Origin of the sequence: Paracidovorax wautersii, assembly GCF_031453675.1 — a bacterium.
GTDB lineage: Bacteria > Pseudomonadota > Gammaproteobacteria > Burkholderiales > Burkholderiaceae_C > Paracidovorax.
In genome coordinates this window covers 3,942,421-3,954,632 of record NZ_JAVIZX010000001.1, presented here as the reverse complement: position 1 = coordinate 3,954,632, position 12,212 = coordinate 3,942,421, and the positions used below count along the sequence as shown (strand labels likewise).

The 12,212-nt window shown below is 66.5% G+C and carries 11 protein-coding genes; 6 read left to right on the top strand and 5 right to left on the bottom strand.

Annotation, left to right across the window (positions count from 1 at the left end; genetic code table 11):
- Window positions 1-3: 3 nt before the first annotated feature.
- The 4 genes from sdhA to QE399_RS17755 all read right to left on the bottom strand — a co-directional run bounded on the left by sdhA (window position 4) and on the right by QE399_RS17755 (window position 3,611).
- Window positions 4-1,809: a succinate dehydrogenase flavoprotein subunit gene (gene sdhA / locus QE399_RS17770; RefSeq protein ID WP_309830814.1), complete on the bottom strand. Its 1,806-nt coding sequence runs from the start codon at window positions 1,807-1,809 to the stop codon at window positions 4-6.
- A gap of 26 nt (window positions 1,810-1,835) precedes the next feature.
- Window positions 1,836-2,201: a succinate dehydrogenase, hydrophobic membrane anchor protein gene (sdhD, locus tag QE399_RS17765; RefSeq protein WP_309830812.1), complete on the bottom strand. Its 366-nt coding sequence runs from the start codon at window positions 2,199-2,201 to the stop codon at window positions 1,836-1,838.
- 55 nt (window positions 2,202-2,256) lie between these two features.
- Entirely contained in the window at window positions 2,257-2,691 is a 435-nt protein-coding gene (sdhC, locus tag QE399_RS17760; protein WP_309830810.1) for a succinate dehydrogenase, cytochrome b556 subunit, read from the bottom strand.
- Between the two features lie 131 nt (window positions 2,692-2,822).
- Window positions 2,823-3,611, bottom strand: coding sequence for a GntR family transcriptional regulator (locus tag QE399_RS17755; RefSeq protein ID WP_309830808.1), 789 nt, complete (start codon window positions 3,609-3,611; stop codon window positions 2,823-2,825).
- 204 nt (window positions 3,612-3,815) lie between these two features.
- Between QE399_RS17755 and QE399_RS17750 the strand changes: the two genes are divergently transcribed.
- From QE399_RS17750 to QE399_RS17725, 6 genes are all read left to right on the top strand, one after another.
- The gene (locus tag QE399_RS17750; RefSeq protein ID WP_218386189.1) at window positions 3,816-4,802 is read left to right on the top strand and encodes a malate dehydrogenase; all 987 of its coding nucleotides are present in this window, start codon (window positions 3,816-3,818) and stop codon (window positions 4,800-4,802) included.
- A 21-nt stretch (window positions 4,803-4,823) separates the two neighbouring features.
- Complete coding sequence (gene tam, locus QE399_RS17745; protein ID WP_309830804.1) at window positions 4,824-5,600, top strand: trans-aconitate 2-methyltransferase; 777 nt, start codon at window positions 4,824-4,826, stop codon at window positions 5,598-5,600.
- On the top strand, window positions 5,597-6,607 hold the full coding sequence (locus QE399_RS17740; RefSeq protein WP_309830802.1) for an HpcH/HpaI aldolase/citrate lyase family protein: 1,011 nt from the start codon (window positions 5,597-5,599) through the stop codon (window positions 6,605-6,607). The genes tam and QE399_RS17740 overlap by 4 nt, the downstream gene beginning before the upstream one ends.
- A 47-nt stretch (window positions 6,608-6,654) precedes the next feature.
- Entirely contained in the window at window positions 6,655-7,281 is a 627-nt protein-coding gene (locus QE399_RS17735; RefSeq protein ID WP_309830800.1) for a hypothetical protein, read from the top strand.
- Window positions 7,282-7,390: 109 nt separating this feature from the next.
- Window positions 7,391-9,991 carry a bifunctional aconitate hydratase 2/2-methylisocitrate dehydratase gene (gene acnB / locus QE399_RS17730; protein ID WP_309830799.1) on the top strand — a complete coding sequence of 867 codons (2,601 nt, stop codon included), beginning with the start codon at window positions 7,391-7,393 and terminating at the stop codon, window positions 9,989-9,991.
- Window positions 9,992-10,292: 301 nt separating this feature from the next.
- Complete coding sequence (locus QE399_RS17725; protein WP_309830797.1) at window positions 10,293-10,550, top strand: DUF3079 domain-containing protein; 258 nt, start codon at window positions 10,293-10,295, stop codon at window positions 10,548-10,550.
- Window positions 10,551-10,778: 228 nt separating this feature from the next.
- On the opposite strand, the gene trhP is transcribed toward QE399_RS17725, so the two are convergent.
- Complete coding sequence (gene trhP / locus QE399_RS17720) at window positions 10,779-12,143, bottom strand: prephenate-dependent tRNA uridine(34) hydroxylase TrhP (RefSeq protein ID WP_309830795.1); 1,365 nt, start codon at window positions 12,141-12,143, stop codon at window positions 10,779-10,781.
- Between the last annotated feature and the right edge of the window lie 69 nt (window positions 12,144-12,212).

The window sequence follows — 12,212 nt, the reverse complement described above, 5'->3', positions numbered from 1 at the left end:
GGATCAGAACGTACGGACCTTCGGGGGCACGCTGTCCACCGTGAGGGGCTTCAGGTTGACCGGCTTGTAGGTGAGGCTGTTGTCAGCGCTGTGCCACAGCGTGTGCTTCATCCACTCCTTGTCGTTGCGGCCGAGCGGGAACTCGGGATGGTCGGCCGGGTGCTCGTAGTCGTACACCGTGTGGGCGCCGCGGCATTCGGTGCGGGCGGCAGCGGACGTCATCGTGGCCTGGGCCACTTCGATGAGGTTGTCCACTTCCAGCGCTTCCATGCGCGCGGTGTTCCAGACCTTGGACTTGTCCTTGAGCGTGACCGCACCCACACGTTCGCGGATGCCGTTCACCTTGACCACGCCTTCGTCCATGCTGGCCTGCGTGCGGAACACGCCAGCGTGCTGCTGCATCGTGGCGCGGATGTCGTTGGCGATGTCCTGGGCGTAGGTGCCTTCGTTCGATTCCTGGAGCTGGTTCAGGCGTGCCAGGGTGCGGTCGGCGCCGTCGGCCGGCAACGGCTGGCGCTCGCCCGAGCCCTTGACGAACTCGACGATGTGGCGGCCCGCCGACTTGCCGAACACCAGCAGGTCGAGCAGCGAGTTGGTGCCCAGGCGGTTGGCGCCGTGCACCGACACGCAGGAGCATTCGCCCACCGCGTACAGGCCGTTGACGATCTTGTTCTGCACGCCGTCGTGCACGACGACCTGGCCGTTGATGTTGGTCGGAATGCCGCCCATCTGGTAGTGGATGGTGGGCACCACGGGGATCGGCTCCTTCGTGATGTCCACGTTGGCGAAGTTGTGGCCGATTTCTTCCACCGAGGGCAGGCGCTTGCGGATGGTGTCGGCGCCCAGGTGGTCCAGCTTCATCAGGATGTAGTCCTTGTTGGGACCGCAGCCGCGACCTTCCTTGATTTCCTGGTCCATGGAGCGGGACACGAAGTCGCGCGGTGCCAGGTCCTTCAGCGTGGGCGCGTAGCGCTCCATGAAGCGTTCACCGTTGCTGTTGAGCAGGATGGCGCCTTCGCCGCGGCAGCCTTCGGTCAGCAGCACACCAGCGCCGGCCACGCCGGTGGGGTGGAACTGCCAGAACTCCATGTCCTGCAGCGGGATGCCGGCGCGTGCCGCCATGCCCAGGCCGTCACCGGTGTTGATGAAGGCGTTGGTGGAGGCCGCGAAGATGCGGCCCGCGCCACCGGTGGCCAGCAGCACGGCCTTGGCGTGCAACTGGTACAGCTCGCCGGTTTCCAGCTCGAGTGCCGTCACGCCCACCACGTCGCCCTGCGTGTTGCGGATCAGATCCAGCGCCATCCATTCGACGAAGAAGTTGGTCTTGGACTTGACGTTCTGCTGGTACAGCGTGTGCAGCATGGCGTGGCCGGTACGGTCGGCCGCGGCGCAGGCGCGCTGCACGGGCTTTTCGCCATAGTTGGCGGTGTGGCCGCCGAACGGGCGCTGGTAGATCGTGCCATCGGGGTTGCGATCGAACGGCATGCCGAAGTGCTCGAGCTCGATCACCACGTTGGGTGCTTCACGGCACATGAACTCGATGGCGTCCTGGTCGCCCAGCCAGTCGGAGCCCTTGATGGTGTCGTAGAAGTGGTAGTGCCAGTTGTCCTCGGACATGTTGCCCAGGGAGGCCGACACGCCGCCCTGCGCCGCCACGGTGTGGGAGCGGGTGGGGAACACCTTGGACAGCGAGGCCACGTTCAGGCCGGCGCGCGAGAGTTCGAGGGCGGCACGCATGCCGGAGCCGCCCGCGCCGACGATGACGACGTCGAACTTGCGCGTGGTGATGTTCGCTTTGGTATAGCTCATTGTTGTTTGCCTTCAGTCGCGGGGAATCAGAGACGCCAGAGAACCTGGATGCCCCAGCCGGCACAGCCGACCAGCCAGAAAATGCTGAATGCCTGCAAGGCCAGGCGCAGGCCCACGGGCTTGACGTAGTCCATGAACACGTCGCGGATGCCGACCCATACGTGCCACGCGAGGGCGACGATGACCGACAGCGTCAGCACCTTCATCCACTGAGCGGAGAAGATGCCGGCCCAGCGGTCGTAGCCGATCGGGCCGGAGGTGAAGATCAACTGGGCGAGCAGAACGATGGTGAACAGCGCCATCAGGGCTGCCGTCACGCGCTGGCTCAGCCAGTCGCGCGTACCGTAGTGGGCACCGACGACGGTGCGCTTGGAGCCGTAATTCACGGACATGGGGTCTTCCTTATCTTGTTTTGGATGTGCGGGGCGAGGCGGGTACCGGCAAGCCTCAGTACAGGCCGAACAGCTTGGCGCCCAGGACCACGGTCAGGCCCAGGCTGAGGGCCAGCGTGACGACGGCCGAGGTCTTGCCGAACTGCTTGCTCACGGCGTCGTGGCTCACGTCCATCCACAGGTGGCGCAGGCCGGCGGTGAAGTGGTGCAGGTAGGCCCAGATGATGGCCAGCGTCACGAGCTTGACGAACCAGCCGGGAACGAAGCCGATGCCGGCCGTGAAGGCCGCCGTGAAGCGGGCGAAGGAGATTTCGGAAGACACCGAGGTGTCGAACAGCCAGAGGATGAACGGCAGCAGCACGAACATGATGACGCCGCTCACGCGGTGCAGGATGGACACCCAGCCGGCAGCCGGCAGCCGGTAGGTCGGCAGATCCGTGATGGCGTTGATGTTGCGAAATTCAGGCCGTTTTTTGGCTAGCTCGGTCATGGCGGTGCTTTCGTGGATGTAACTGCGTTGTAATTGCGCGGGTGCAGACAGCCCAAAATTCTATTGCAATGCAGCAAGGGGGCGTTGTGGGGACTGCGTATTTTCGAGACGCCGGAGAGGACGTGGGTGCCTCAGCTCAGGTCATTGCGGTAGTGGTGCGTGTCGGTGCGGTACAGGCCGCGTCGTAACTCCATGGGAACGTCGTTGTAGGTATAGGCGATGCGCTCCACGCTCAGCAGGGGCGTGGTGGCGGGAATTTCCAGGCACTGCGCCTGGCCCTCGTCCGGCACCACGGCCCGAATTTTTTCCTGGGCGCGCACCATGCGTACGCCGAAGTCCAGCTCGAACATCGCGTAGGTCGGCCCCTGGTAATCGGCCATCTGCTCGGCCGTCAGGCCCTTGAACGCCTGGCCGGGCAGCCAGATGTCTTCGAGGATGGTTGGTATGTGGCTGAACGACAGCACCCGGCGCACCTGGATGAGCGGGTCGCCGGTGCGCAGCGCCAGCGAGCGGGCGATCTCCGCCGTGGCGCGCATGCGCCGGCACTCCAGGATGCGGCGCTGGGCCGGGCCTTCCTCGCGCGCGTCGCCCACGTCGGGCTGCAGTTTCAGGAACCGGTACTGCACATGCCGCTCGGCATGGGTGGCGACGAACGTCCCCTTGCCCTGGCGGCGCATCACCAGGTTTTCCGCGGCGAGTTCGTCGATGGCCTTGCGCACGGTGCCCTGGCTCACCCTGAAGCGGGCGGCCAGTTCGATTTCGCTGGGGATGGCCTCGCCGGGCTTCCACTCGCCGTGCTGCAGGCTGTGCAGGATCAATGCCTTGATCTGCTGGTACAGGGGGCTGAACGCCGGCGTGGCGGCGCCCGCGCCCTGGGGTGGGGTGGCGCTGTCGGAGGTGGCGAAGGGCGTGGAGGACATGGAGCGGAGGAGGCGAGCCGCCCGCCATGTCGGCAGCCGGTCAACGCAGAGATCATATCTTATATAAGACATAAGACAAATTGACCCTGCGCATGAATCAGCGGTACACTCCAAGGCTGTTTTGCAGGGCACGGGCTGCTGATGACTGGCGCTGGTGCAACCTTGCATCCACGCCCGTTTCTTCATTCTTTCTGGAGTTCTCACATGAGCAAGAAGCCCGTCCGTGTTGCCGTTACCGGCGCCGCAGGCCAAATCGGTTACGCCCTGCTGTTCCGCATTGCCTCCGGCGAAATGCTGGGCAAGGACCAGCCCGTCATCCTGCAACTGCTGGAAATCCCGGATGAGAAGGCCCAGAACGCGCTGAAGGGCGTGATCATGGAGCTGGAAGACTGTGCGTTCCCGCTGCTGGCCGGCATCGAAGCCCACAGCGACCCGCTGCAAGCCTTCAAGGACACCGACTACGCCTTGCTGGTGGGCGCCCGTCCCCGCGGCCCCGGCATGGAGCGTGCCGACCTGCTCGCCGCCAACGCCCAGATCTTCACCGCCCAGGGCAAGGCCCTGAACGCCGTGGCATCGCGCAACGTCAAGGTGCTGGTGGTCGGCAACCCCGCCAACACCAACGCTTACATCGCCATGAAGTCGGCGCCCGATCTGCCGGCCAAGAATTTCACCGCCATGCTGCGCCTGGACCACAACCGCGCTGCCTCGCAACTGGCCGCCAAGACCGGCACCAAGGTCGGCGACATCAAGAAGCTGACCGTGTGGGGCAACCACTCGCCCACCATGTACGCCGACTACCGCTTCGCCACCACCAACGGCAAGTCGATCAAGGACCTGGTGAACGACCAGGTCTGGAACGCCGAGACCTTCCTGCCCACCGTGGGCAAGCGCGGTGCCGCGATCATCGCCGCCCGTGGCCTGTCGTCGGCAGCTTCGGCCGCCAACGCCGCTATCGACCACATCCGTGACTGGGCCCTGGGCTCCAATGGCGAGTGGGTCACCATGGGCGTGCCTTCCAATGGCGAGTACGGCATTCCTGCCGGCATCGTGTTCGGCTTCCCCGTCACCACGGAAAACGGCGAGTACAAGATCGTCGAAGGCCTGGAGATCGATGCCTTCTCGCAAGAAGCCATCAACAAGACGCTGGCCGAACTGCAAGGCGAGCAAGACGGCGTCAAGCACCTGCTGTAATCGCTGGCGACCCACCTGAGCATGGCCGACTGGAATCCCGCGCTCTACCGACGCTTCGAGGACGAGCGCACGCGCCCGGCCCAGGAGCTGTTGGCACGCGTGCCGCACCCGGCGCCCACCCGCGTGGTGGACCTCGGATGCGGGCCGGGCAATTCCACGGAACTGCTGGTGCAGCGCTATCCCCAGGCCCGGGTGACCGGGCTGGACAGTTCCGAAGCCATGCTGGCCAGCGCGCGCGCGCGGCTGCCCGGCGTGGACTTCGTGCAGGGCGATATCGCCCAATGGGTGCCCGACGAGGCTCCCGACCTGATCTATGCCAACGCTGCCCTGCAATGGGTGGGCGGGCATGAACAACTCTTTCCGCGGCTGTTGCGCAGCCTGGCTCCCGGCGGCGTGCTGGCCGTCCAGATGCCGGACAACCGTGATGAACCCACCCATCGCCTGATGCGCGAGGTTGCGAAGCTCTCGCCGTGGCGTGATGCCATCGGAGATGCCGAGCGGCTGCGCACCGATCTCTTTGGCATCGGTACCTATTACGACTGGCTGGCGCCGCATGCCAGCCATGTGGACGTCTGGCACGCCGTGTACCAGCATGTCATGCCCTCGGCCGGCGCCATCGTCGAGTGGGTGCGCAGCACCGGGCTGCGCCCCTTCATCGATCCGCTGACCGAGCCCCTGAAGGCCAGCTATCTGGCCGAGTACGAACAGCGCATCGACGCGGCCTACGCGGTGCGCAGCGACGGCAGCCGACTGCTGGCATTCCCGCGCATGTTCCTCATCGCGCGCAGGCCCTCATGAGCGCACAGTCCGTCCATCCCGCGCAAATCCTGCTGGGTGCGCAGGCGGGGGCGAATCGCCTGCCGGTTTGCGACCACTACAGCGGCGTCGAATCGCGCATGCGCAAGAGCCTGCAGTTGCAGGCCGAGCTGACGGCGGAGTACGGCCACTGCGTTTTCGACGTGACGCTCGACTGTGAGGACGGAGCGCCCGTGGGCCTGGAACGAGAGCATGCCGTGCTGGTGGCCGCCCTGGCCCGGGATGCGGCTCCCGAGGCACGCGTGGCTGCCCGCGTGCATGCGGTGGACCATCCCGCGTTCGCCCACGATGTGGCCACGATTGCCGGCGAGGCAGGCCACCGCCTCTGCCACCTGATGCTGCCCAAGGTCGAGTCGGTCGACGATGTCCTGCAGGCCGAGCGTGCTTTGCAGGCGGCCGGCGCAGGGCACCTGCCGCTGCACGTCCTGATCGAGTCACCCGCCGCCGTGCAGCGCGCGTTCGAGATCGCGGCGCATCCGCGGGTGCAGAGCCTGAGCTTCGGGCTGATGGATTTCGTGTCTGCGCACGGTGGCGCGATTCCGGCCGCCGGCATGAGTGCCAAGGGCCAGTTTGAGCACCCTTTGGTCGTTCGCGCCAAGCTGGAGATCGCCGCGGCCTGCCATGCACACGGCAAGGTGCCCTCGCATTGTGTGGTGACCGAATTCCACGATCCGCAGGCCATGCAGGCCGCTGCGCAGCGGGCTGCGCAGGAGTTCGGCTTCACCCGCATGTGGAGCATCCATCCCGGGCAGATCCGCCCCATCCTGGCCGCCTTCGCTCCGCAGACTGCGGAGATCGAGCTGGCGTCCCGTATCCTCTCTGCCGCCGCCGGTGCCGACTGGGCCCCCATCAGCGCCGACGGCGTGTTGCACGACCGTGCCAGTTACCGTTATTTCTGGCAGATCCTGGAGCGTGCCCACCAGACCGGCCGAGCGCTGCCCGACGCGGCGCGCGGCTGGTTTGCCGACACCCGTCCCCTTTCCCACTGACCGTTCCGAGTCATTTTTCACGCTTCCGTCCTCACGCAGGAGTCCCCATGAAGAACCTGATCGCCTCCGCTCTGATGCTGCTGGCTCCCACGCTGGTGCTCGCGCAGACCGCTTCCGAGCCTGCCAAGGCCGGAACCAAGGCCGCCGCCAAGCCGGCCGCCAAGGCCAAGTCCGACGCCCCGGCCAAGAAGTCGTCCACCGCCAAGGCCAAGTCCGCGGACAAGACCACGGTGGCCAAGGCCAAGCCGACCAGCAGCCGCACCCAATTGAAGAGCGCCACCAACCAAGTGGCCTCCGGCATCATGGCGGCCGAGGCCGCCCTGTCGCCCGACGAGCTGGCGATTGCCGAGCGCGTGTATACCGGCCGCATCGACTGCGAACTGGGAGCGCACGTCACCATCGAGGCCGATCCCGCTTCGCCCGGCCGCTTCAACCTGGAAGGCAAGGGCTTCAAGTACCGCATGACGCCCGTGGCGACGACCACCGGCACGGTGCGCCTGGAAGACCAGAACGGCGGTGCGGTCTGGCTGCAGATCGCCAACAAGTCCATGCTGATGAACCAGAAGGCGGGGCAGCGTCTGGCCGATGAATGCATGAGCCCGCAGCAGATGCTCGTGGCCGAGGCCATCAAGAAGAACCCGCCCCGCAGCGTCCTCGACCCCGATCCGAAGTAAATCGCCTTCCCGCGGCGCACCCTGCCGCGCCCGCAGGGTGGCTGCCGCACGCAGCGCCTTGGGCGCAGCTTTGCCCCACTTGAGAAACTAGAACCCACCGGAGAAGAAAATGTTGAAAGCCTACCGCGACCACGTGGCCGAGCGCGCTGCGCTGGGCATCCCGCCGCTGCCCCTGGATGCCAAGCAGGTGGCCGATCTGATCGAGCTGATCAAGAACCCGCCCGCCGGCGAAGACGCCTTCCTGCTGGACCTGCTCACCCACCGCGTGCCCCCGGGCGTGGACGACGCTGCCAAGGTCAAGGCCAGCTTCCTGGCGGCCGTGGCGCACGGTGACATCCAGGTCGGTCTGATCTCCAAGGCCAAGGCCACCGAGCTGCTGGGCACCATGGTGGGTGGCTACAACGTGCACCCCCTGATCGAACTGCTGGACGATGCGGAAGTCGCTGGCGTGGCCGCCGACGCGCTGAAGAAGACGCTCCTGATGTTCGACTTCTTCAACGACGTGGCGACCAAGGCCAAGGCCGGCAATGCCAAGGCCAAGGAAGTGATGCAGAGCTGGGCCGATGCCGAGTGGTTCACCTCGCGCCCCGAAGTCGAAAAGAAGATCACCGTCACCGTCTTCAAGGTGCCCGGCGAGACGAACACCGACGACCTGTCGCCCGCACCCGATGCCTGGAGCCGCCCGGACATCCCGTTGCACTACTTGGCCATGCTCAAGAACACCCGTCCCGACGCGGCCTTCAAGCCCGAGGAAGACGGCAAGCGCGGCCCCATGCAGTTCATCGACGACCTGAAGAAGAAGGGCCACCTGGTTGCCTACGTGGGCGACGTGGTGGGCACGGGTTCCTCGCGCAAGTCGGCCACCAATTCCATCGTCTGGGCCACCGGCCAGGACATTCCCTTCGTGCCCAACAAGCGCTTCGGCGGCGTCACGCTGGGCGGCAAGATCGCCCCCATCTTCTTCAACACGCAGGAAGACTCGGGTTCGCTGCCGATCGAGGTGGACGTCTCCAAGCTGGAGATGGGCGACGTGATCGACGTGCTGCCCTATGACGGCAAGCTGGTGAAGAACGGCGGAACCGTGGCCGAATTCCAGCTCAAGAGCGACGTGCTGTTCGACGAAGTGCGCGCCGGCGGCCGCATCAACCTCATCATCGGCCGCTCGCTGACCGCCAAGGCCCGTGAGTTCCTGGGCTTGAGCGCATCCACCGCGTTCCGCCTGCCCACGGCTCCGGCCACGACGAATGCCGGCTTCACGTTGGCCCAGAAGATGGTCGGCCGCGCTGTCGGCTTGCCGGAAGGCCAGGGCGTGCGCCCCGGTACCTACTGCGAGCCGCGCATGACCACGGTGGGGTCGCAGGACACCACGGGCCCCATGACCCGCGACGAGCTGAAGGATCTGGCCTGCCTGGGCTTCAGCGCTGACATGGTGATGCAGTCGTTCTGCCACACCGCGGCTTATCCCAAGCCCGTGGACGTGAAGACCCACCGCGAGCTGCCGGCGTTCATCAGCAACCGCGGCGGCGTGGCCCTGCGTCCCGGCGACGGCGTGATCCACAGCTGGCTCAACCGCCTGCTGCTGCCCGACACCGTGGGCACCGGCGGTGACTCGCACACGCGGTTCCCCATCGGCATTTCGTTCCCCGCAGGCTCTGGTCTGGTGGCCTTTGGCGCCGCCACGGGCGTGATGCCGCTGGACATGCCCGAGTCCATCCTGGTGCGCTTCAAGGGCGAAATGCAGCCCGGCGTGACCCTGCGCGACCTGGTGCACGCGATTCCGCTGTACGCCATCAAGCAGGGCCTGCTGACGGTGGCCAAGGCCGGCAAGATCAATGCCTTCTCCGGTCGCATCCTGGAAATCGAAGGCCTGCCGGACCTGAAGGTCGAGCAGGCGTTCGAGCTGTCCGACGCCTCGGCCGAGCGCTCGGCCGCCGGCTGCACGATCAAGCTCAACCCCGAGCCGATCAAGGAGTACCTGACGTCGAACATCGTTCTGATGAAGAACATGATCGCCGACGGCTACGCCGACGCCAAGACGCTGCAGCGCCGCATCGAGAAGGTCGAAGCCTGGCTGGCCAAGCCCGACCTGCTCGAAGCCGACAAGGACGCCGAATACGCCGCCGTCATCGAGATCGACCTGGCCGACATCAAGGAACCCATCGTCTGCTGCCCCAACGATCCGGACGATGCCAAGTTCCTGTCCGAAGTGGCTGGCACCAAGATCGACGAAGCCTTCATCGGCTCGTGCATGACCAACATCGGCCACTTCCGCGCAGCCGCCAAGCTGCTGGGCGGCCAGCGCGACATTCCCGTCAAGCTGTGGGTCGCGCCGCCGACCAAGATGGACCAGAACGAGCTGATTAAGGAAGGCCACTATGCGGCCTTCGGCACGGCCGGTGCGCGCACCGAAATGCCGGGCTGCTCGCTGTGCATGGGCAACCAGGCGCAGGTGCGTGAAGGTGCGACGGTGATCTCCACCTCCACCCGCAACTTCCCGAACCGCCTGGGCAAGAACACCAACGTGTTCCTGGGCTCGGCCGAGCTGGCCGCCATCGCCTCGCGCATCGGCAAGCTGCCCACCAAGGAGGAGTACCTCAAGGAGATGGGCATCATCGACGCGGACAAGGCCAGCGTGTACCGCTACATGAACTTCGACCAGATCGAGGAGTACGCGGAGAAAGCCAAGGCCGAAGCCGCTCCCGCCTGCTGATCCGGCGCGCTGCACCGGCCCCGGTCGGTGAGGCAAGCCCCTGAACAAGGCCCGCTTCGGCGGGCTTTGTCGTTTCTGCGGGGGCGCGCGGCGCGCCATGGCAAGGCCGTGACAACGTTCGGCAGCGGGCGCAGTGCAGCCCAGCGGTGCCCAGACGGTGGAAGACAAAGGGAAGAAGCGGGGGGCACCTTGATCCGGAGCAAATCCCTGAGGGGCGCATGTGCGCACACTGGTGGCGTTCCCTGCGGCGCCGGCCCGTGCACCGGCTCCGGCAGCGCGCCGCCAGGGGACCGCAAACGCCATGGCCACTTCGAAGAAATTCCCCATCCATCCGCCGCACCCCGAACGCAACTGCTGGGGGTGCGACAAGTACTGCGCGGCGGGGTCGATGCTGTGCGGCAACGGGTCGGAGCGCACGCAGCACCCCATGGAGCTGTTCGGTGACGACTGGGCGGAGTGGAGCGCTCCAGGCACGGGCGGCTCTGCGCAGGGCGAAGGGTGCGGCACGGAGGCGTCCGCCGGCATCGCCCCGCCTGCGCCTGCGCCTGCGGAACGGTAGCGGCAGCCCAGCTCCCGGGTGGCCTCGCGCACCAGGCAGGCGCGACGGGCTCGAACCGTCGGGTCGCGGGTCCTGGAAGGCGGGGTACACCCTGCACCTGTTCGGTGGTATTGCTCTTGATTTGATAGCTGTCTGCGCTGGATAGGAAAGCGCTGGAGCCCGATTCGGCTTGAATCTGCTGATCGATCCTTCGTTGCGCATTGCGCCGGAGAATCCCCGGCAGCGCCATCAGAACAGCCGCGCCAGCATGGCGCCGTCCGCCGGGCCGTCCAGGGGGATGCGCACGCGCAGCGGGCTGCCGGCGGCCACGTCCAGCGCGGCGCCGTCCAGGGACCGCATGCGCTCCACGCGCACCTGCCGGTTGCCCGTGGGGTGGACCACTTCCAGCGTGTCGCCCACGGCAAAACGGTTCTTGGTTTCCACCTCGGCCCAGCCGCCCTCGGCCGACAGCACCTGGCCCACGTACTGGCTGCGCTGTGATGTGGAACTGCCGGTGGCGTAGTTCTGGGTGTCCTGGGCCGGACGCCGCTCCAGGAAGCCGCTGGTGTAGCCGCGGTTGGAGAGGCTCTCCAGTTGCGTCAGCAGGGCCGGGTCGAAAGCGCGGCCGGCCATGGCATCGTCGATCGCGCGCCGGTAGACCTGGGCGGTGCGCGCCACGTAGTACTGGCTCTTGGTGCGGCCCTCGATCTTGAGCGAGTCCACGCCGATCTGCACCAGGCGCTGCACGTGCTCGACGGCGCGCAGGTCCTTGCTGTTCATGATGTACGTGCCGTGCTCGTCTTCCATGATGGGCATGAGCTGGCCGGGCCGCTCCTTTTCCTCCAGCAGGTAGACCTGGTCCGCCAGTGGGTGGCGCGCGCTGCCGCCGCACGCCGCAAAGCGCGCGTCCGCATCCTGCTGCTCCTCGGCGAAGGCGAAGTCGCTGTCCAGCCGCGCGGCCGGCAGCACCTCGCCCGTATCGCTGGCGTCGGTGCCTGCCCGGGGCGCGTAGCTCCAGCGGCAGGCGTTGGTGCAGGTGCCCTGGTTGGGGTCGCGCCGGTTGAAGTAGCCCGACAACAGGCAGCGGCCGGAATAGGCGATACAGAGCGCACCGTGCACGAACACCTCCAGCTCGATGTCCGGGCACTCCTGGCGGATCTTCTCGATCTCGTCCAGGCTGAGTTCGCGTGACAGGATGATGCGGGCGATGCCCGCGCGTTGCCAGAACTTCACCGCCATGTAATTGACCGTGTTGGCTTGCACCGAGAGGTGGATGGGCACGTGCGGCCAGCGTTCGCGCACCATCATGATCAGGCCCGGGTCGGCCATGATGAGCGCGTCGGGCCCGAGGGCAATGACGGGCTCGATGTCGCGCAGGTAGGTGCGCACCTTGTCGTTGTGCGGCAGCAGGTTGCTGGTGACGAAGAATTTCTTGCCCCGCGCATGGGCGTGCGCGATGCCTTCGCCGATCTGCTCCAGCCGGAACTCGTTGTTGCGTGCGCGCAGCGAGTAGCGCGGCTGGCCCGCGTAGACGGCGTCGGCGCCGTAATCGTAGGCGGCACGCATCTTGTCGAGCGAGCCGGCGGGGAGCAGAAGTTCGGGGGCGGAGGTCATCGGTGGGGCGTCGCCACGGTGCAGAGCACCGCCGCGGTCAGGCTGGAAAGGCGCGTGATTGTGCGCAGC

Coding starts and splice junctions, on each gene's coding strand:
- tam (WP_309830804.1), top strand. CDS start 4,824: ATGGCCGACTGGAATCCCGCGCTCTACCGACGCTTCGAGGACGAGCGC.
- QE399_RS17755 (WP_309830808.1), bottom strand. CDS start 3,611: ATGTCCTCCACGCCCTTCGCCACCTCCGACAGCGCCACCCCACCCCAG.
- acnB (WP_309830799.1), top strand. CDS start 7,391: ATGTTGAAAGCCTACCGCGACCACGTGGCCGAGCGCGCTGCGCTGGGC.
- sdhD (WP_309830812.1), bottom strand. CDS start 2,201: ATGTCCGTGAATTACGGCTCCAAGCGCACCGTCGTCGGTGCCCACTAC.
- sdhA (WP_309830814.1), bottom strand. CDS start 1,809: ATGAGCTATACCAAAGCGAACATCACCACGCGCAAGTTCGACGTCGTC.
- trhP (WP_309830795.1), bottom strand. CDS start 12,143: ATGACCTCCGCCCCCGAACTTCTGCTCCCCGCCGGCTCGCTCGACAAG.
- QE399_RS17725 (WP_309830797.1), top strand. CDS start 10,293: ATGGCCACTTCGAAGAAATTCCCCATCCATCCGCCGCACCCCGAACGC.
- sdhC (WP_309830810.1), bottom strand. CDS start 2,691: ATGACCGAGCTAGCCAAAAAACGGCCTGAATTTCGCAACATCAACGCC.
- QE399_RS17740 (WP_309830802.1), top strand. CDS start 5,597: ATGAGCGCACAGTCCGTCCATCCCGCGCAAATCCTGCTGGGTGCGCAG.
- QE399_RS17750 (WP_218386189.1), top strand. CDS start 3,816: ATGAGCAAGAAGCCCGTCCGTGTTGCCGTTACCGGCGCCGCAGGCCAA.
- QE399_RS17735 (WP_309830800.1), top strand. CDS start 6,655: ATGAAGAACCTGATCGCCTCCGCTCTGATGCTGCTGGCTCCCACGCTG.